We start from the raw sequence: 18,736 nt of genomic DNA on the forward strand, positions 1-18,736 counted from the left end.
AATTCTCCTTTATGACACTCTGCGTAATTTTCGCTCAAGACTATTTCCAATACTTTGAATGATTTGTACTAGTACTACTAAAATCACCACTGTTACTAAAATCGTTACATTGTCAAAGCGTTGATAGCCGTAAGTAATGGCTACATCACCAAGGCCACCGCCTCCAACTGCCCCTGCCATTGCAGTCGCTCCAATAAGCCCAATTGTTGCAGTCGTGACACTTAATATTAAAGAGGGGAAGGCTTCTGGTAGCAAAAACTTTTGAATAATTTGAAGTGGAGAGGCACCCATCGCCTTCGCTGCTTCAATAATGCCTTCATCCACTTCCAATAATGAATTTTCTATTAATCTTGATATATATGGCCCTATATGCAAGACAAGCGGTACAATAGCAGCTGTTGTTCCTATTGCTGTTCCAACGAGTAAACGTGTAAATGGAATGATAGCAACTAGCAAAATAATGAACGGAATGGAGCGCAGGGTGTTGACGATTGGATTAATGATTGAAAAGATTATTTTATTTTCAAGAATATGCCCTTTTCTCGTCACAACTAAAGTTATCCCTAAAATAAAGCCCAAAATAGCTCCAAAAAATAACGAAATACTAACCATGTACAGCGTATCTAGCACTGCGTCGATAATGATTTGCGAGCTCACCTTCATGTGCAATAACCTCCTCTATTTGAATATCTTTCGTTTGAATAAATTGATGTGCCTTGTCTATTTCTTTATTTGTACCAACTAGTTCAACGATTAAATTACCAAAGGGAATCCCTTGTAGCTCTGTAATATTGCCAAACAGTACATTGACATCGACATCAAATTTTTTCGCTACTTGAGAGACAACTGGTTGCCCAACGTCTACACCTATAAATTTCAGGTTATAAATCTTTTTAGATTGATCTATCGTTTTTAATTGCTCGTAGACAGATTGTGGAATGTCATCTCGAACTACCGATTGTACAAAGCTTTTAGTCGTCTCCTCTTGTGGTGCAGAAAAAATTTCAAGTACATTGCCTGTTTCAATAACTCGTCCGTTTTCCATAACAGCTACACGATTGCAAATATCTCTTATGACTTCCATTTCATGCGTAATCATTAAAATGGTAATGCCATACTCGATATTTACTCGCTTTAGTAGCTTTAATATAGATTTAGTCGTTTGCGGGTCAAGAGCAGACGTCGCCTCATCACATAATAAAATTGTTGGCTTTGTGACAAGTGCACGAGCAATGCCCACTCTCTGCTTTTGTCCACCTGACAGCTCATCGATGTAGCGCTCGGCTTTGTCCTGTAAACCGACAAACGACAAAACCTCCCTTACTTGACCTTCAATGTTTGATTTTTTTACGCCACTTAATACTAAAGGCATCGCAATATTTTCAAAGACAGTCTTTGAACGAAGAAGATTGAAGTGTTGAAAAATCATACCAATATTTTTCTTTTCCTCGCGAAGCTGCTTTTTGTTTAATGTTGTCAGCTCTTTGCCATTCACAAGAACGCGACCAGATGTTGGTTCCTCCAATAAATTCACTGTCCGTATTAATGTACTTTTACCAGCACCGCTAAAGCCGATAACACCAAAAATATCACCCTTTTGAATCGTTAAATTAATGTTATTTAATGCCGTTACAACGGTTGTTCCTACCTGAAATTCCTTTGTCATTTCGATAAATTCAATCATTTCACGTCTACCTCCTTAGCATTTCATTTCGACTACTCTCGACTTTTAAAAGAAGTTAAAATGCTGGAACGACAGCCCCCTTATACTGATCTTCAAAAAAGGTACGCGCCTTTTCGCTTGTCAGCCATTTAACGACTTTTTGAATCGCTGGATCATTTTGTTTTTCTTTTGTCGTCGCAACAATATTGACATATGGCGATTCTGGACCTTCTATAATAAGAGCATCCTTCATAGGGTTGTAGCCCCCTTCTAAGGCGTAGTTCGTATTAATAGCCGCTGCATCTACATCATCTAATGAACGAGTCAATAACTGAGAATCGACACCGATAAATTGAATATTTTTTTCGTTTTTTGTAATATCCTCAACTGTATAATCATTTTCCTTTGTTTTATCTAATTCAATTAGTCCATTATTTTGAAATAGTAGTAAAGCTCGAGAAAAATTGACGACATCATTTGGGACGGAAACTTTTGCATTTTGCGGTATATCATTAATATTTTTAATTTTTTTAGAGTACACACCAAATGGTTCAATATGAATTCCTTTTACACTCACTAAATATAAATGGCTTTCTTTATTCGTTTGTTCTAAAAAGGGAATGTGTTGAAAATAGTTAAAATCTAGTTCACCATCTGCTGTTTGCTGATTTGTTTGAACAGCATCTTTTAAAATAGTAATGTCTAATTTCACACCATCTTTTTCAAGATCCTTTGCTAAATACTCTAGTACTTCAGCGTGTGGCACATTGGCTGCCCCCACCTTTAACGTTACTGTTTCATCTTTGCTCGCTTCCCCTTTGTTTGTGCAACCTACCAGCAAACCTATTATTAATACACCAACTAGTAGTCCCCATATAGTCCTCATTTAATTTCCTCCTTTTCGAATTAATTTACTTGGTTTTAATTTAAAATAAATCTTATCTGTTTACTTATGTTTGGTCAACGCTCGATATTACATTTTATCTGTAAATATTTAAAAATTCAGACAAAACAACAAGTTGAAAATTCCGTTTTGTCTAGAAAAATAACTAAATTAGCTCGAAAATATGCAAATTTAATTTTAGAATAGAATATTTTTACATACGAGATAGAAATATTCTATTAATACTCTACAAGCTACGAAATAAAAAAAATCCGAGTAGCATTTAACCACTCGGAGTTCTAATTATAATTCATTTAATACATCTTCAACAAATGCCCATTCTTCATCTGTTTCAATCGGTAATAATTCATCAATCGTTCCGTCATTTCCAGATACGAATTGTGAAGCAAAAATATCTCGCTCCTCTATTGGCTCGTCCGTTGCCAGAACATAAAGTACATAGGATTTGCCAAATTGTTCTGATGAAAATGTATGAATAACCTCACAGACCTGATCTGCCCCATCCTCATCTGTTATTGTAAATAGTTGCGGCTCTTCTTCAAATTCGTCTAGAAGTGTCAGGACTACCTCATTAATCATTTCCCACTCTGCATCTGTTTCTACAGGCTGTAGATTTGTCATTTCTCCATTGTTATCATCATAATCAAATGTCATAGCAGAAATGTCTCCAGGAATTTCATTACCGCCTTCGTCGATTAACGAAAACAATACATATGATTTTTCATCTGCATCGAAAGTGAAGACAACACGACACTTTTGCTCCTTGCCATTTTCCCCTACTATAAGAAATTCTTGCGTTTCTTCGTTCATATAATTTCCTCCTTAATTAGACTTAATTATGTTTCCAACTTTGATACGAGTCATTTTTTGGGTAACACAAAAATATCATCTTAAATTCATTGGATTCGTCATAGTCTCACATAACCTCACAGCTATATGGCTCAACACCATAACGTATGGTTGATTTCCGTTCCGGCTGGGCGCTTTGTAGCTGACGCTTTGCTTTCGCGCAGATAAAACAATTGTTGCTGTCGCTTCGCTTTCGCACAGAGCAAAGCTTCCTGGGGGCGTCCGATGAGCCGCTTGGGCCAACACGATGTTGGTCACGAAGGCGTTATCACTGGACGTGATGGTTTTAGCCTTTGTTCCTCTATCGCTGATCCCCAAGGAGTCGCCCAGCCTCCACTCCAATCAACTAATATACAGGGTATATAATCAATTATGCCTCAGCATAATTGCGTCCGGAGTCTTTAGGCCAACATGATGTTGGTCACTCAGTCGTTGCCACAGGACGTGGCGTTCTTAGACTGAGTTCCTCTATCTCAGCGGGTTTGGACACCAGCTGAAAAATAACTTAAATACACATTCATTTCACCATCTATATAGGTGGAGACTTCTGTACCTGTCGCTACGCTTTCGATACAAAAAACATTTGAAAGAAGTTAAAAAAATGTCATCCACAACTTTCGGTGATGAAACAGCTTTATTCTTTCTAAAGTAAAAAAGGAACAAGGAGTGCTTGTGCCATCCTTGTTCCACACTTATAAAGAACGATGATTATTCTTCGTCTTCATCCTCTAAAGCGTTTAATACGTCTTCTACCATATCCCACTCTGCTTCAGTTTCGATTGGTGTTAATTCACCATCTTCACCATTTTCAGATGGAACGAATGAAGATACGAAGATTTCTACAGAGCCATCTTCATCTTCTTCTGCGCCTACCATAGAGTAAAATACGTATGATTTGCCAAATTCAGCTGATTCATGTACGTGAATTACTTCACAAAGCTGTTCATTTCCGTTCTCGTCAATCACTGTAATGTGTTGTACATGTAATTCTTCTTCATGGTTATGCTCTTGTGCCATGTAGTTGTCACCTCATCAATTAATTTTTGCTATCCAAGTAGCCTTGTAAAATCATCACAGCAGCCATTTTATCAATGACTTGCTTACGCTTTTTGCGACTCACGTCTGCTTCGATTAGCATACGCTCAGCAGCCATCGTTGTTAAACGCTCATCCCAAAGCTTGACCGGTAGTGAAAATGTTTCTTCTAAAAGCTTTTTATAGTTTTCAGAAGCTTCTCCACGTGGTCCCACCGTATTATTCATGTTTTTCGGATATCCTACAACAAATTCTGTTATAACATACTCCTTCACTAGCTCGGCTATTCGGTCAATGCCGAACTCGCCGTTAGCTTCATCAATTTTTACGGTTTCAATACCTTGGGCCGTCCACCCTAAAGCATCACTAACAGCAACGCCAACAGTTTTTGACCCAACGTCTAATCCCATAATTCTCATTTCTAGTCCTCGTTGTTCTTTTTAATATAAAACTTAACAAGCTCTTCTAGAATTTCGTCACGCTCAAGCTTGCGAATTAAATTACGAGCATCCTGATGGCGAGGAATATACGCCGGATCACCAGAAAGTAAATAACCGACAATCTGATTGATAGGGTTATATCCCTTTTCCTCTAATGAAGAATGTACTTTCAACATTACCTGCTTGACTTCCTGTTCCATTGATTCTTCTGGAAAATTAAATTTCATAGTTTGATCAAATGAACTCATGACCAGCACCTCGCTTTCAGAAATAAGGAGATGTGCAAAAGCTCATCTCCAATTTCTCTTTATTATAACATGTTTTGGCGTATTAATTAAATGGATTTAACATAATCATACACAGAAAGTAGTGCTTCATCAAGTTTTGACGCTTCTTTCGCACCTGCCATCGCCATATCTGGACGACCGCCACCTTTACCACCACATGCTTCTGCTACCATTTTTACGATATTTCCTGCGTGGTAATTACCACCAACTAAATCTTTTGTTACACCAGCACATAGCATAACTTTTTCGCCATCGACTGCACCAAGAACGATAACAGCTTTAGGCATTTTTGCTTTCAAGTCATCCATCATTTGACGCAGTTGATTATTGTCCTTCGCCTCAACTTTCGTAGATAAAACAGTTACATCCCCAAAAGTTTGCGCTGCGTCCACAATTGCGCCTGCTTGTGCATTCGCGATTTTTTGTGATAATGCCTCATTTTCACGTTGCAAATCTTTGTAGTCGGCTTGTAACGCATGTACTTTTGTCACAAGATCTTTTGAATTTGCTTTTAATAATGCTGCAGCTTCGTTTAATAGAGCTTCTTCCTCTTTTACCGCTTCATAAGCAACTTTACCTGTCACAGCCTCGATACGACGAGTACCTGCACCTATACCACCTTCTGAAACAATTTTGAAGAAGCCAATTTCAGAAGAACGTTTTACGTGAATACCACCGCAAAGCTCAATAGAGTAGTCACCAATTGAAACAACGCGAACGATATCGCCATATTTTTCACCGAATAACGCCATTGCTCCCATAGCTTTCGCTTCATCGATTCCTTTTTCTTCAATAACGACCTCTATATCATCCCACACTTTTTCATTTACAATACGTTCAATTTGTTGTAATTCCTCTTTTGTCACTTGTCCGAAGTGAGAGAAGTCAAAGCGTAAGCGATCAGGTCCTACATATGATCCCGCTTGGCTAACATGGTCGCCCAGTACATCTTTTAGCGCACGTTGCATAATATGTGTTGCTGTATGGTTTTTAATAATTAAATTACGTTCTTCACGGTTAACTACTGCTTTCACTGCATCTTCAACTTGCATTTCGCCAGATTGTACAAGTACAGTATGAAGCGGTTGACCATTTGGAGCTTTTTGTACATCTTTTACAATAGCAGTGAAGCTATCATTTGAAATAACACCGCTATCCGCAATTTGACCACCCATTTCAGCATAGAATGGTGTTTTAGCTAAAATAACTAATGCTTCTTGCCCTTCAGATGCTACCTTTGACACTTGTCCGTTGACAATGATCGCTGCAATTTCTGTATTTGTCGTTAATGTATCATAACCAACAAATTCACTCGCAACCGTCAAGTTTGTTAGTACTTCATTTTGTACTTGCATAGAATCCACATCTTGACGAGCTGCACGTGCGCGTTCACGTTGTTCTTCCATTGCTGCTTCAAAGCCTTCATGATCTACCTTCATGCTTACTTCTTCCGCATACTCTTCAGTTAATTCGATTGGGAAACCATAAGTATCATATAAACGGAATGCATCTGCACCTGGAATATAGTCATGGCCAGCTGCTTTTTGAGCTTCTACTACTTCGTTAAAGATAGCAAGACCACCGTCTAATGTTTCATGGAAGCGAATTTCTTCATTTTTAATAACACGTTGGATAAACTCGCATTTTTCCGTTACTTCTGGGTAGAAATCATTCATGATTTCACCAACAGTTGGTACTAATTCAAACATAAATGGCTTTTCAATGCCGATTTGTTTTGCATAGCGCACTGCACGACGTAGTAAACGACGTAATACATAACCACGACCTTCATTTGAAGGAAGAGCACCATCACCAATGGCAAACGCTACTGTACGAATATGGTCCGCGATAACTTTAAATGGTGTATTGATATCTTCTTCTGAACCGAAGATTTCACTTAACGCTACTTCACCTGGACGTTTGTATTTGCGATTTGCTAATTGCTCGATTTTTTCAATAATAGGCATGAATAAATCAGTATCAAAGTTCGTTGGAACATTTTGAACAACTGATACAATACGCTCAAGACCCATACCAGTATCAATATTTTGTTTTGGAAGCGGCGTATATGTGCCATCAGGATTATGGTTGAATTGAGAGAACACCAAGTTCCAAATTTCAAGATAGCGTTCATTTTCACCACCTGGATACATTTCTGGATCATTTTCATCTGAACCGTATTCTTCCCCACGGTCATAGAAAATTTCTGAGTTAGGACCAGATGGGCCTTCACCGATATCCCAGAAGTTCCCCTCAAGTCGGATTAAACGCTCTTCAGGAATACCAATTTCGTTATGCCAAACGTCATACGCCTCTTGATCTTCAGGATGGATCGTAATAGATAAAAGCTCTGGATCAAAGTCCATCCATTTTTTATCCGTTAAGAATTCCCAAGCGAAATGAATAGCTTCTTTTTTGAAGTAATCCCCAATTGAGAAGTTTCCTAGCATTTCGAAAAATGTATGATGTCGAGCCGTTTTACCTACGTTTTCAATATCATTTGTACGAATTGATTTTTGGGCATTTGTAATACGTGGATTTTCTGGAATGATACGACCATCGAAATATGGTTTAAGTGTTGCAACACCTGAGTTAATCCAAAGTAATGATGGGTCATTGATTGGCACAAGTGGTGCTGATGGTTCATGATGATGACTTTTTTCTTTAAAGAATTCTAAATACATGCGACGAATTTCTACTGCTTTCATTTGAAAAGTTCCTCCCTATATGTTTTGTAAAAATCACGAAATGAATCCGCAAATCAATTTTGCCTTGGCGTAAGCTTTCACGCAGATAAACATAAAAAAGCCCCCATCCCCAAAAAAGGGACGAGGACTTGTGATTTGTCTCGCGGTACCACCCTAGTTGTAAGTAAAAGTATACTTACCTCTTTAGCACTTGTAACGTAAGTGAACGGCAGGGATTAACTGCACTCTGGAGTAGCTTTCGGTACTTGCTATTGTGAGGATTTTTTCAGCCAAGAAATCCCTTTCTTTTACACGCACAAATACGTACTTTTTCCATCATCGTTTTTTACAATTTTCTAACGAGAATTATAAAAAAAATATTTCCTTCTGTCAAATTCGCACTATAATTGCTAATCCTAACTAAGCTCACTTTTTATGCTATCGCGAGAAATAATTTTTTTTGTAAAAAACGAAGGTAGACATTCCTGTTAACAAGACCATTACGACGATTACTACCCAAAATGCATTAGATGCATTTTGATAAGGTAGAGGCACATTCATCCCATAAATACTGGCAATTAACATCGGCACCGATATTATGATTGTAAATGAAGCAAGTAATTTAAGTACTTGACTTACGTTGTTTTGAATTACGTTACCATATGCATCCATAATATTATTTAAATTCGTTTGATTAATTTCCGTCACTTCATATGCTTGATCGATTTCAATAAGCACATCGTCTAAAATACTTGCATCATCATCATCTAATTTGATATTACTACCCTGTAATGTTTTTTGCATCGTAAATTTCATCTGTTTAAGTGATGTTACCATGTATATAAGACTTTCATTCAAGTAAAGTAGTGTGTATAGCTCACTATTACAATATGATTTGGCAAGTTCTTTTTCTGCTAATGTGATTTCCCGTTCAATTGTAGCTAAAAAATGAATATATGCCCGAGCTGTTATGCTTAATATATTTAAAGTGTTGCGCGTTTTCAAATGTGTCTCAAAAAGAGTCATCCCGCCATTAAACAAATCTTTCATGAAAGGCAGCTCTCCATTACATATCGTAATCATATGATTTTTTGTGTGAATAATCCCCAGAGGAATAGTTCGATATTTCACGTCTTGAGAAGAACTCTCGACATCTAACTGATCGTACGGGACATGAATAACCATCAAGACCGCTCCGTTGCGCTCTTCAATTCGCGGGCGTTCTTCGATATCAAGTGAATCAGTTAAAAAATCTCTTGAAACGGCAAGAGCTGCCACTACACGTTCAATTTCACTAGATGTTGGCGCTTCAAGATGAAGCCAACTGTTATATCCAATATTTGATGTTTGCTCAAATTTACCTTCGGAATTACTTTTGTATATTAAAAGCATTTTGCAACATCCTTTCTATCTACGGTATTGTATGAAAATATTAGAAACGTAAAAATTTTGTTTTGTAAAATACGTAGACAAGACCTCCACTGACCCCTAGCATTAGTCCAATAACTACTAAAAACATAATTGGCTGATCTTCATAGGGCAATGGAACGTTCATCGAGAACACACTTCCAATTATTGTCGGAATCATTAGCACAAGCGTAAGAGTAGTCAATATTTTCAAAACGCTATTTAAGTTATTGTGAGTAATTGCCGCGTACGCATCCATTAGATTGCTTAAACTAAGACTACGCATTTCCGTTACTTCCGCTGCTTGTTCAAGATCTACTAATGCATTATGCAGCATCTCCTCATCTTCACTATATAGTTTTATATCTTGTCCTTTGGAAAGGTGTAAAAAAACATTGCGCATAGCTCGTAAAGATGTCGAAAAATATACCAAACTTTTATTAATATGAATCAGACCGAACAACTCTCGGTTATTATGCGATTCTTTTAATTCTTGCTGTAATCGTCCAACCTGCGCTTTTATGCGCTTGAGAATATCAAGATACGATTGAGCAATCGCTTCAAATAGTAGCAATGTTATTCGAGTCTTCATATGCGTTTGAAAAGTTCCATACTTTCCTGAAAATATGTCTCTACATAATGGATTGTCTTGTTTTGTGACAATCACCAAATGATCTTTTACATGGATGATGCCGATTGGTATTGTTCGATAAGGAATCTCTTCGTACAAACGCTCCTCATTCATCGCCACGGGGGAATTGAGAATGATGCCCATTGACGAATCATCCTTTTCAATCCGAGGCCGTTCATTGATATCTAAAGAATCACGAATGAAATTTTCCGAAATATTAAGTTTGTTTGAAATTTGAGATATTTCAGCATCTGTCGGATCCACAAGATAAAGCAACGTGTTGTGAACAATATTAGATACCTGCTGTAATTGACCTATTGAATTACTTTGATATATTGTAAGCATCTTTTCTCCTCGCTTTCTCTACTAAAATAGTCGTTTTTTGTAAAACACCCAACCTGTTAACACGCTAATGACTATAGAGAGGGACATAAGTACTAATAATGCGTATTCTTCATCCTGCCTTGGCAACGGGAAATTCATCCCATATATCGTTGCGACCATCGTCGGAAACGTCAAGATAATCGTAAATGCAGTTAAAACTTTCACTACAATACTAAGGTTAATTTCAATCACCGCAGAATATGCGTCCATCATGCTGCTCAAATTTTCATTGTAAATTTTTGATGTATCAAGAGCTTGTTGCATCTCATTAAGAGTGACTTGTAGCCGTTTTTCATCTTCTTTATTCATTTCTAGTACTCTTGAAAATTTCCCCATCATCACAAGATTGACTTTTAGTGCCTTTATGAAATAAACAAGGCTCTTATTAATATTGAGTAAAGTATACACTTCACTGTTCTTGATTGATTTTTGTATTATTTTTTCAGATACAATAACTTTTTGATTAAGATCATCAAGGCATCGTAAACAATAACGAGCCGCAACAAGCAATAACTGTAAAATAAAAGATACGTTTATATGATTATTCTTATCGAGAATTTTGCTAAATTCCTGTAAAATTGGATGACTAACGCGACAAACTATTACAATTACTTCACTTGTTTGAATAATACCGATTGGAATTGTCCTATATGGTATAGTTTCATCATTTGGCATTTTTAAGGGTACATTGACAATCAGCAATGAATTATTTCCACTTTTTTCAATTCTTGATCGTTCATCAATATCAAGGGAGTCACTGATAAAGTCAGTTGGTACTCCAAGGCGATTAGCAACATACTGTATATCCTCTTCTGATGGTTCAATAAGATATACACAGCTACCTTGAACGATCTTAGGCTGTTCTTCCAGTAGCCCTTCTTTGCTTCTTTTATAGATTTTAAGCATTGAATCGTCCTCCTAATCTGCTGAATTAAAACAGATTTAAGTTTTTTACTCCTACTATCTCCATCGGTCGGACTCGGACTCGGACTCTCCATTTTGACCCCCTCCTTTCTAAAAATGAACTCTTTTACCCCTGCTAAAAGGATTTAATCGATATGGCATTATGCAATAAGGATCTTTTTGGAAATTAAAAAACCCTCTAGGAGTCCTAGAGGGTATAAAAAGTGCACAAAAATAAGCAGCACAAAAAAGCACTTTCGATTCCCCCTAGTCGAGTTTTAGCACTATACACCGTAAAGAGACGAATTTATCTCTTAGCCACCTTATGAAAAGCCTTAATCCGGCAATTCCTGTTCTACCCATGGGCATCTTTCGATATTTCTGGGCAGTGGCCTATGTTTGTATAGGAGCCTCACCTAACGAGGTTTTATTTAATTTCACCGCAATCGTAAGCCGTATTTTTTAATTTGTCAAGAGTAAAAAAATATTTTTTAGGTTTTTTTATTACGAATTTCCGCATGAAATGAGAAATAAACAGAGTAGTCTTCAACAAAATTTTTGCGGTTGTTTACGAAGAAATTTTTCTCTATTAAACTATTTCTCTGTTCTTTTAAGCTGTTTATTTCAAGTGAAAAATTGATAAGAAACTTTAGTAAATATTCCGGTAGACTTTGCTCCGCAACGAAAACAGAGCGACAAAAAGCACTTGCCTCTCTCCAATCTCTATGTACTTTCATAGGCACTTTCTTTTTAATCAAGAATAGATTTTTTGTTCAGCAGTTTTAACACAAAAAAACATACACAGACTTAACAACAGTTACAGAAGCTATCGATACAAATTTATTAATTTTTAATTCAAAAAACCACTTCCCTAAGATTGGATTTGAAGTCCTTTGTTAGCATAAAAATAAGCCACATCAACAACGGTTAGGCATATATGTTGTAAAAAAATTTATTGGAACGGAGATTGGATAAGAGGCTAAAGGCATTCCTTCCTGTGGTACGCCTTCGTGGCCAATATCATTTCACCCCAAGCTGCTCATCGTCCCCCCAGACGTTACGGAAATCCTCCCACTTTATGATGATACGTCGAAAATACACTATTCCCCTGATACCATTTTAAGATTTTAATTTTTGAAACAGTTATTGACAACCAAAATTATTCGGAGTACAATTCACCTGAAAACAATAAATCCTCGTTAGGTGAGGCTCCTATGTAAACATAGGCCACTGCCCAGAAATATCGAAAGATACCCATGGGTAGAACAGGAATTGCCGAATTAAGGCTTTTCATAAGGTGGCTAAGAAATGATGTCATTTCTTTACGGTGCATAGTGCTAAAACTCGATTAAGGGGAATCGAACGTACTTTTTTATTTTTTCGTGCGCTTTTCATCCCCTCTAAATCGTTAGAGGGGTTTTTATTTTATTTGACTATAAAAGGGGGAACATGTGATGGATAGTTATTCGATATGGCATTTCATATTTTTAAATAATTCGAATATGGTAAAAGGCAGCGTTTTTGCGTTCAGTCCGCATATGTCCCTTTCTTCAAAAATCCAATTATGAATTTTTTCGCAAATTGGCGTTTACCAAGATAGGTTTATTTGATGTGTACGTCGAACAAGATACATTCTAAGCAAGAAGCTCCCTTTTTACGGGAGCTTTTTTATATTATTTTTATTTTAGTGGCATTCTATAAAAAGAACTGAAGAGGTGATTGACGATGATAATGACAGTAGAAATGATAATCAAGTTAAGCCTAGCTTTACTATTCGGATTATTGATTGGGATTGATAGACAGATTAAACAAAAACAACTTGGCATGAGACCTAGTATGGTCATCTGTATTGCCAGCTGTTTATTAACAATTGTCTCCATAGAAGCATTCGGAAAATTTGGAGGTGCCAATCATCCGAATATGGATCCGATGAGACTTGCTGCGCAGATTGTAAGTGGAGTTGGTTTCATTGGTGCTGGTGTTATTTTACGAAGAAGTAACGAGGTGATTTCTGGTCTTACTTCCGCTGCGCTAATCTGGTCAGCTTCTGCCCTTGGAATTTCTATCGGGGCGGGGTTTTATATAGAGGCAACATGTGCTGTTATCCTTTTGATAGTGGCAGTCAACATTGTGCCCTTTTTCATTAAAACATTAGGTCTATCAACACTTAACCGACAGGATATTTCATTAAAAATTATCGTGGAATCGAATTATCGTATGACAGAATTAATTAAAATGATTAAGCATAGTGGGCAAAATGGATCTTCAAAAAAATATGAATATAAAATTCGGCACTTCAAGCTTAAAGATATTGATAACGATCACCAATTAATTGACTTAGTTCTTTCGGTACCAGAAGATCAATATACGACGGAGATTTATTATTATGTTAAAAAGATTGATCACGTCCTGAGTGTCGAAATTGAGAATTTGTAATAGAAAGGAGCGTCAATAATGATTAGACTACATCAATATAAATATAAAGAAGAGTACACATACTACATGTTGCAATCTTTAAAGTCTGGAAAAAAAGATTCTTTTCGAAAGGATTTTCTAGATTTACACCCTATGGATCAAGCAACATTTTTTATAGAACTTAGTGAGGAAAGACGTTTCACGATTTATTCTTTTTTAACTCCTTGTGAATTTGGAGAAATTTTTAGCGAGCTAGAACCATCTATGCAGAAAAAATGTATTATAGAGCTTGACCGTCGATTTGCAGTGGAGATGTTAAATGAATTACCTCCAGATGACGCCACAGATTTCTTGGGACTACTATCATATAAAGAAGCCGATTTTTATTTGGAACGTATGGAAAAAGATGAAGCCGATGATATTAAGCAATTACTTCAATATAAAAAAGGGTCAGTCGGAGCCTTGATGACAACAGACGTAGTAATAGTTGCAAAAGATGACTTAGTAATTGATGTGTTTGAACGCCTAAAGCATAGTGAAGGAGATGCAGAAACTTTTTATTACTTATATGTAACAGATACCAATAAACAATTGCTTGGAGTCGTATCATTACGAGAGCTAATAATTTCCCCACCAGAGTGTCGAATGGGTGAAATTATGAACTCTGGAATCATTTCAGTGTCTGCCCATACAAATCAGTCCGAGGTAACCCAAATCATACGTAAATATGGTCTTTTAGCAGTCCCTGTTGTAACAGAGAATTATGAACTGCTTGGAATCGTTACTTTTGATGATGCGCTGACTTATCTATAAAGATAGTGATATTTTCACAGCAATTATACTCAATGAGAAGTAATTGTATCAATTATACCTCGGATAAATGCGTCCGGAATCGACTTTGTGCTTAGGTCTGTAAATATTTTTTTGCGCGAAAGCGAAGCGGCAGCGGCAGTTGTTTTTTTGCGCGAGAGCGGAGCAGCAGCGGCAGCGGCAACAACATGACGTTGGTCACTCAGTCGTGTGTTGTTGCTGTCGCTGCGCTTTCGCACAGATAAATTGCCACAGGACGTAGCGTTCATAGACTGAGTTCCTCTATTTCAGCGGATGTTTTTTGTACCGAAAGCGCAGCGGCAGGTACAGATGTTTGGACACCCGCTGAAAGAAGTTAAATTAATTTTAAACAGTTACTTCCTCAAAACTAATTATTATTTTTCAAAAAGTTTTCTACCCGATTAACTAATTCTTCCCTATTATAAGAATTATAAAGCGCGCTGGCTAAACGAACTGGGTCTCCAAAGAAAAAGCGCTCATACAGTGTTTGTCTTGTACCAAAGCTGCTCATCGTTAAATCCCAAGCTAGACGGAATTTTTTGACGCGCTCCTTTCCACCATCCTGAAAAGACTGTAAATAATGCTCAAGGTCGCCGTCATCCGCAGTAAATGCTTTTTCACTTGGAATGGACATTAATCCGCTTGCGCCAAGTAACTGGATAATTTCTGTAAAGGTCGGATATACTTTAGGGAACATCTGAATAGCTACTTGTACTGTTGGGAGATCAGGTCTTATAAAACCAAATTCATCTATTTTTGCTTCTACTTCAGACTTTAACAGTAAGGCCTTCATCGTTTCTAATGTCACGATGATATCCACGACCTTTTGCTGCACATGTTGATATCCGCCGATATTTATCGTATCTACAATTGACTGTACAACACCTAAGACAAATTCTGTTTTGGCAATTTGACGTGTTAGAACTTGATGTAAACCATATGTTTGAAAACCACTTACGTTCAAAAAGTTATTGGCAACTTCCACATTCTCATAATAAAAGACGCGTTCCCACGGCACTACAACATTATCAAACACAACGATTGCATCCATTTCCTCGTAACGACTACTTAATGGATAATCAAAAACCGATTCCCCTCCGACAAATGATTGCCTACATAAAAACTTTAAACCTTTTGTATTACTTGGGATAGAGAAAGCAAAGCCTTTTCCTTCATCAAAACCATTTGTTGATATAACAAGGAGTTCATCTGTAATTCCTCCCTGTGTCGCTAGTAATCTCGCACCTTTAATTACTAACCCTTCGCTCGTTTTATCTACAATTTTAGCAGCAATTGTAACATCTTCATCTTCAAAATAAAACTTTTGACGGTTTACTTGTGGCTCGATAAATGTATGTGTCATCGTCAAATCGTTCTCACGAGCATACTCATAAAATCTTAATAAATGCTGAGAGAAACAATTTGGCTTATCTTTCAAATATTCTGCTACGGATGCTAGAGCCATTAATGTCGTATTCATGTAATCTGGGCTTCTCCCCATAAGGCCATTATTGGATAATGCCCACTCTCGTATTGCATTACGTCTTTTCACGAGATCATCGACTGTCACCGCTTGAAGGAAAGACATACCTACACGCTTATTACTTGTTGGTGAAACATATGTCATCTTTTCAAGCAATGCCTCTTCATTTTGTAAATCAAAAAGCCTTGCCTGACTCTGCATTACTCCCTTAAATGCTGGATGCTCCGACACCTTCCCTGTGACAACTTTCCCATCAATCGAAATATAAGTTTGTAAAGCGTCAATACGGTCAATATATTGTTTTCCTGTAATTACTGGCATACAGTCACCCCTAAACGTTACAAATGTTTTTATACTTGATTAGTATATGATTTTTCCCAATATTAGGTTCCGGATACGCCAACTGTATTATAGCAAACCCTATTTTTTCTTAACTGTATTACTTTTTAAATACAGTTTAAAGCCTGCAATTATTGCACGATTTTTCAGTTACTTTAGATAAAAACGGTTTCAATTAGCACTTTTTTAACGAGTTCAATTTTGCGACATATTCACAAAAAAGTCATTTTCGACTAGTACAGAATTGCTAGATTTTTTGTATATGCAGGTGTAAGATAGCTTCGTAACCAAAACAAAATACATCTTTTTATTAAGGGAGAATATATATGAATAAACAAATCGTCTCGTACGTGGCGGAAATGGAAGCTGCTTTAATGAATAAAATGGAGGATCATAATGAAGAGAATCTTTTATTTTCTATTGCTTCAGATATGATTGCCAAAGAAAAAGATCAATTTAAAAATGTTTGCCAAGCATATGAAGTCGTTAAACATCACCTAGTTGGCATCCATTAAATCAATAATGCCTCGGTATAATTGCGTCCGGAATCAGTTTCAGTGAATGTTTTTTGTACCGAAAACACGCGACAGGTACAGATGTTTGGACACCCGTTGAAAGAAGTTAAAAAAAATCGCACAAAAAACCCGATCAATTCGATTTGATCGGGTTTTTTATTTTACTTCGTGTACGGAAGAACCATTTTTTGGAAATTGTCAAATGTTGTATTTTGATGAGTTGCTAAGCGTTTAATTTGATATACATCATCGTACGGATTGTTATAGCCAACCTTCGTTGAAAATGCCATTGTGAATCCAGCTTCCTTTACAGCATTAATGTTATTCGAATTATATTGCCCAAACGGATAAGCAAAAGCCTTAGCATTCGGAATAATTGCTATACTACGCTGTAAATCCTGAACAACCTCACGGTAAGGGATTAGAAGCATTTTGCCTTTATTTCCTTCTAAAACATGTAAATTGTAAGTGTGTGATTCAAACGCAAAAACATCTTGCATATTTGTTATATCCTGACGTGAAAGGGGCTGTAAATCATTATAATTAAAAATTTGCCCATCTTTCGCACTTTCATTACGGGACGTAATTAAAAATTGTGTAGCTTTAAAGCCATTGTTTTTAAGTACAGGATACGCATATTCACGTGTCGACAATAGACCATCATCAAAAGTCAAAACAATTGAATAGGCAGGCAGTGTAATTTCATTGCGCATGAAACGCCATAATTCATCTACAGTAATGGCTTCGTAGTTTTTACTTTTTAAATACTGCATTTCTTTTGTAAATTGAACATCTGTCACCGTAGTACTTAAATTTTTGAAACGCCCAAGCTCATGCTCTTTTAATATATGATGATACATCATTACAGGGACGCCACGATCAATCGCTACTTTAGAGCTATGGATATAACCTTCACGACCACCAAGTACTGTTACGTACCAAGCTCCCTCTTTCCGCAATATCGGATAGCGGCGATTTGTATCTAGCTTAGCAAATGGTTGTAATGTTGTTGTTTTGGTATCATAAATCTCACTGTTTGCAGAAACAGGGATGAAATACTCATTTTTCATGGCATTGTCCTTACCAACATTTTTATATGAAGGCGTATTTAAAAATTTCATCTTTGATTTTTCTGCATAAACATATGATTTCCCCCAACGAACTTGAACATATGTTGGGTCCATTGAATCTACAACCTCTAGCTGTTGGCCTTTCATTAACGTAGCAATAGCCATCTCTTTATCACGGCGGAAATCATACAGAATTAAGTTTTCTAACGCCTCTATATAGCCATTTTGTTTACTAGGAGGAGTTGTAGTTGGTTTTTCAACAGGCTTTGAGGTATTTGTATTTGTATTTGTTGAATTTTGACCTTTTTCTTTTTCTACAAAATTACTATGTACAAATCCTAAGCGTCCGTTCACAGCAATTCCATACCAATTACCCATTCCGCTATATATAGGGAAGCGAACTCCCTCTGACAATGTAGCAAATTGAACAAGTTTATTGCCAGTATTATCGTAAATCGGTGCAACCTTTGTTGCGACTATATAATCAGTTATTTTAGCAACAGTTGGGACTGTGTTTTTATAAGTTGTTGCTGGAACAACGGTTGTATAACGTTTTTCAACATAACCATAATAACCACCCCAACGGATTTGCCACCAATTGGCTCCATAATCTTTTGTTACTTCAAAAGTTTGCCCTGCTGATAATGTCCCCACCTGCACTAGTGAGCCTGAACGATTATCAAAGACAGTTGCTTCCTCATTCACTTGGATGACAGTATTTTTTGCATATGCTTTTTCTGCAAAAGGTATTAGCATCATGAATAGAAGCAATAATAATAAGCGTTTCACTTTATTCACCTCAAAAAAATTTTTATTATCTTTTACTTCAATCATTAGACGATTTTCCAACCAATAAAAGTTTATAGGTTGAATTAATTTCATAAATCATATTTT

The 18,736-nt window shown here is 36.8% G+C and carries 18 protein-coding genes, 2 riboswitches and 1 other annotated feature; of the genes, 4 read left to right on the top strand and 14 right to left on the bottom strand.

What is annotated here, in order from left to right:
* Window positions 1-9 precede the first annotated feature (9 nt).
* The 4 genes from ACQKOG_RS06450 to ACQKOG_RS06465 all read right to left on the bottom strand — a co-directional run bounded on the left by ACQKOG_RS06450 (window position 10) and on the right by ACQKOG_RS06465 (window position 3,377).
* Window positions 10-663 (bottom strand): methionine ABC transporter permease, encoded by a 654-nt coding sequence (locus ACQKOG_RS06450; protein ID WP_049667732.1) that lies wholly within the window; start codon window positions 661-663, stop codon window positions 10-12.
* Window positions 605-1,684: a methionine ABC transporter ATP-binding protein gene (locus ACQKOG_RS06455; RefSeq protein ID WP_370075356.1), complete on the bottom strand. Its 1,080-nt coding sequence runs from the start codon at window positions 1,682-1,684 to the stop codon at window positions 605-607. Before ACQKOG_RS06455 ends, ACQKOG_RS06450 begins: the two co-directional genes overlap by 59 nt.
* A gap of 55 nt (window positions 1,685-1,739) precedes the next feature.
* Window positions 1,740-2,549 (bottom strand): MetQ/NlpA family ABC transporter substrate-binding protein, encoded by an 810-nt coding sequence (locus tag ACQKOG_RS06460; RefSeq protein ID WP_370075357.1) that lies wholly within the window; start codon window positions 2,547-2,549, stop codon window positions 1,740-1,742.
* A gap of 300 nt (window positions 2,550-2,849) precedes the next feature.
* Window positions 2,850-3,377 (bottom strand): DUF1292 domain-containing protein, encoded by a 528-nt coding sequence (locus ACQKOG_RS06465; protein ID WP_370075358.1) that lies wholly within the window; start codon window positions 3,375-3,377, stop codon window positions 2,850-2,852.
* 264 nt (window positions 3,378-3,641) lie between these two features.
* Here ACQKOG_RS06465 and ACQKOG_RS06470 point away from each other — a divergent pair, with 264 nt between their 5' ends.
* Window positions 3,642-3,782 carry a hypothetical protein gene (locus ACQKOG_RS06470; protein WP_370075359.1) on the top strand — a complete coding sequence of 47 codons (141 nt, stop codon included), beginning with the start codon at window positions 3,642-3,644 and terminating at the stop codon, window positions 3,780-3,782.
* Window positions 3,783-4,124: 342 nt separating this feature from the next.
* Here ACQKOG_RS06470 and ACQKOG_RS06475 read toward each other — a convergent pair whose 3' ends face one another.
* From ACQKOG_RS06475 to ACQKOG_RS06510, 8 genes are all read right to left on the bottom strand, one after another.
* On the bottom strand, window positions 4,125-4,433 hold the full coding sequence (locus ACQKOG_RS06475) for a DUF1292 domain-containing protein (RefSeq protein WP_370075360.1): 309 nt from the start codon (window positions 4,431-4,433) through the stop codon (window positions 4,125-4,127).
* Window positions 4,434-4,452: 19 nt separating this feature from the next.
* A complete protein-coding gene (ruvX, locus tag ACQKOG_RS06480; protein WP_370075361.1) occupies window positions 4,453-4,869 on the bottom strand; it encodes a Holliday junction resolvase RuvX in 417 nt (138 codons plus the stop codon).
* A gap of 2 nt (window positions 4,870-4,871) precedes the next feature.
* Window positions 4,872-5,138, bottom strand: a complete 267-nt coding sequence (locus tag ACQKOG_RS06485; protein WP_004226839.1) for an IreB family regulatory phosphoprotein — start codon at window positions 5,136-5,138, stop codon at window positions 4,872-4,874.
* 86 nt (window positions 5,139-5,224) lie between these two features.
* Window positions 5,225-7,885: an alanine--tRNA ligase gene (gene alaS, locus ACQKOG_RS06490; protein WP_370075362.1), complete on the bottom strand. Its 2,661-nt coding sequence runs from the start codon at window positions 7,883-7,885 to the stop codon at window positions 5,225-5,227.
* A 113-nt stretch (window positions 7,886-7,998) separates the two neighbouring features.
* Window positions 7,999-8,213, bottom strand: a binding site (T-box leader).
* Window positions 8,214-8,302: 89 nt separating this feature from the next.
* Window positions 8,303-9,256, bottom strand: coding sequence for a magnesium transporter CorA family protein (locus tag ACQKOG_RS06495; RefSeq protein WP_370075363.1), 954 nt, complete (start codon window positions 9,254-9,256; stop codon window positions 8,303-8,305).
* Window positions 9,257-9,296: 40 nt separating this feature from the next.
* Window positions 9,297-10,247, bottom strand: a complete 951-nt coding sequence (locus tag ACQKOG_RS06500) for a magnesium transporter CorA family protein (RefSeq protein ID WP_370075364.1) — start codon at window positions 10,245-10,247, stop codon at window positions 9,297-9,299.
* A 21-nt stretch (window positions 10,248-10,268) separates the two neighbouring features.
* On the bottom strand, window positions 10,269-11,192 hold the full coding sequence (locus tag ACQKOG_RS06505; protein ID WP_427445690.1) for a magnesium transporter CorA family protein: 924 nt from the start codon (window positions 11,190-11,192) through the stop codon (window positions 10,269-10,271).
* A 253-nt stretch (window positions 11,193-11,445) separates the two neighbouring features.
* Window positions 11,446-11,620, bottom strand: a riboswitch (M-box (ykoK) riboswitch).
* Between the two features lie 60 nt (window positions 11,621-11,680).
* A complete protein-coding gene (locus tag ACQKOG_RS06510) occupies window positions 11,681-11,926 on the bottom strand; it encodes a hypothetical protein (RefSeq protein WP_370075366.1) in 246 nt (81 codons plus the stop codon).
* Window positions 11,927-12,377: 451 nt separating this feature from the next.
* Window positions 12,378-12,552, top strand: a riboswitch (M-box (ykoK) riboswitch).
* A 368-nt stretch (window positions 12,553-12,920) separates the two neighbouring features.
* Between ACQKOG_RS06510 and ACQKOG_RS06515 the strand changes: the two genes are divergently transcribed.
* Together ACQKOG_RS06515 and ACQKOG_RS06520 are read left to right on the top strand one after the other, a co-directional pair.
* On the top strand, window positions 12,921-13,625 hold the full coding sequence (locus ACQKOG_RS06515) for an MgtC/SapB family protein (protein ID WP_370075819.1): 705 nt from the start codon (window positions 12,921-12,923) through the stop codon (window positions 13,623-13,625).
* Window positions 13,626-13,643: 18 nt separating this feature from the next.
* The gene (locus ACQKOG_RS06520; protein ID WP_370075367.1) at window positions 13,644-14,417 is read left to right on the top strand and encodes a magnesium transporter; all 774 of its coding nucleotides are present in this window, start codon (window positions 13,644-13,646) and stop codon (window positions 14,415-14,417) included.
* A gap of 385 nt (window positions 14,418-14,802) precedes the next feature.
* Here the strand turns inward: ACQKOG_RS06520 and hpaB are convergent, their stop codons facing one another.
* The gene (gene hpaB, locus ACQKOG_RS06525; RefSeq protein WP_427445693.1) at window positions 14,803-16,239 is read right to left on the bottom strand and encodes a 4-hydroxyphenylacetate 3-monooxygenase, oxygenase component; all 1,437 of its coding nucleotides are present in this window, start codon (window positions 16,237-16,239) and stop codon (window positions 14,803-14,805) included.
* Between the two features lie 344 nt (window positions 16,240-16,583).
* Between hpaB and ACQKOG_RS06530 the strand changes: the two genes are divergently transcribed.
* A complete protein-coding gene (locus ACQKOG_RS06530) occupies window positions 16,584-16,772 on the top strand; it encodes a hypothetical protein (RefSeq protein WP_370075369.1) in 189 nt (62 codons plus the stop codon).
* A 161-nt stretch (window positions 16,773-16,933) separates the two neighbouring features.
* Here ACQKOG_RS06530 and ACQKOG_RS06535 read toward each other — a convergent pair whose 3' ends face one another.
* Complete coding sequence (locus tag ACQKOG_RS06535; RefSeq protein ID WP_402870295.1) at window positions 16,934-18,724, bottom strand: polysaccharide deacetylase family protein; 1,791 nt, start codon at window positions 18,722-18,724, stop codon at window positions 16,934-16,936.
* Window positions 18,725-18,736 lie beyond the last annotated feature (12 nt).

Origin of the sequence: Lysinibacillus sp. NPDC093216 (genome assembly GCF_050280325.1) — a bacterium.
Classification (GTDB): Bacteria; Bacillota; Bacilli; order Bacillales_A; family Planococcaceae; genus Lysinibacillus.

Excerpts from the sequence above, each read along its gene's own strand:
- ACQKOG_RS06530 (WP_370075369.1), top strand. The coding sequence starts at position 16,584 with ATGAATAAACAAATCGTCTCGTACGTGGCGGAAATGGAAGCTGCTTTA.
- hpaB (WP_427445693.1), bottom strand. The coding sequence starts at position 16,239 with ATGCCAGTAATTACAGGAAAACAATATATTGACCGTATTGACGCTTTA.
- ACQKOG_RS06515 (WP_370075819.1), top strand. The coding sequence starts at position 12,921 with ATGACAGTAGAAATGATAATCAAGTTAAGCCTAGCTTTACTATTCGGA.
- ACQKOG_RS06485 (WP_004226839.1), bottom strand. The coding sequence starts at position 5,138 with ATGAGTTCATTTGATCAAACTATGAAATTTAATTTTCCAGAAGAATCA.
- ACQKOG_RS06470 (WP_370075359.1), top strand. The coding sequence starts at position 3,642 with ATGAGCCGCTTGGGCCAACACGATGTTGGTCACGAAGGCGTTATCACT.
- ACQKOG_RS06455 (WP_370075356.1), bottom strand. The coding sequence starts at position 1,684 with ATGATTGAATTTATCGAAATGACAAAGGAATTTCAGGTAGGAACAACC.
- ACQKOG_RS06535 (WP_402870295.1), bottom strand. The coding sequence starts at position 18,724 with ATGAAATTAATTCAACCTATAAACTTTTATTGGTTGGAAAATCGTCTA.
- ACQKOG_RS06500 (WP_370075364.1), bottom strand. The coding sequence starts at position 10,247 with ATGCTTACAATATATCAAAGTAATTCAATAGGTCAATTACAGCAGGTA.
- alaS (WP_370075362.1), bottom strand. The coding sequence starts at position 7,885 with ATGAAAGCAGTAGAAATTCGTCGCATGTATTTAGAATTCTTTAAAGAA.
- ruvX (WP_370075361.1), bottom strand. The coding sequence starts at position 4,869 with ATGAGAATTATGGGATTAGACGTTGGGTCAAAAACTGTTGGCGTTGCT.
- ACQKOG_RS06520 (WP_370075367.1), top strand. The coding sequence starts at position 13,644 with ATGATTAGACTACATCAATATAAATATAAAGAAGAGTACACATACTAC.
- ACQKOG_RS06460 (WP_370075357.1), bottom strand. The coding sequence starts at position 2,549 with ATGAGGACTATATGGGGACTACTAGTTGGTGTATTAATAATAGGTTTG.
- ACQKOG_RS06450 (WP_049667732.1), bottom strand. The coding sequence starts at position 663 with ATGAAGGTGAGCTCGCAAATCATTATCGACGCAGTGCTAGATACGCTG.
- ACQKOG_RS06475 (WP_370075360.1), bottom strand. The coding sequence starts at position 4,433 with ATGGCACAAGAGCATAACCATGAAGAAGAATTACATGTACAACACATT.
- ACQKOG_RS06465 (WP_370075358.1), bottom strand. The coding sequence starts at position 3,377 with ATGAACGAAGAAACGCAAGAATTTCTTATAGTAGGGGAAAATGGCAAG.
- ACQKOG_RS06510 (WP_370075366.1), bottom strand. The coding sequence starts at position 11,926 with ATGAAAGTACATAGAGATTGGAGAGAGGCAAGTGCTTTTTGTCGCTCT.
- ACQKOG_RS06495 (WP_370075363.1), bottom strand. The coding sequence starts at position 9,256 with ATGCTTTTAATATACAAAAGTAATTCCGAAGGTAAATTTGAGCAAACA.
- ACQKOG_RS06505 (WP_427445690.1), bottom strand. The coding sequence starts at position 11,192 with ATGCTTAAAATCTATAAAAGAAGCAAAGAAGGGCTACTGGAAGAACAG.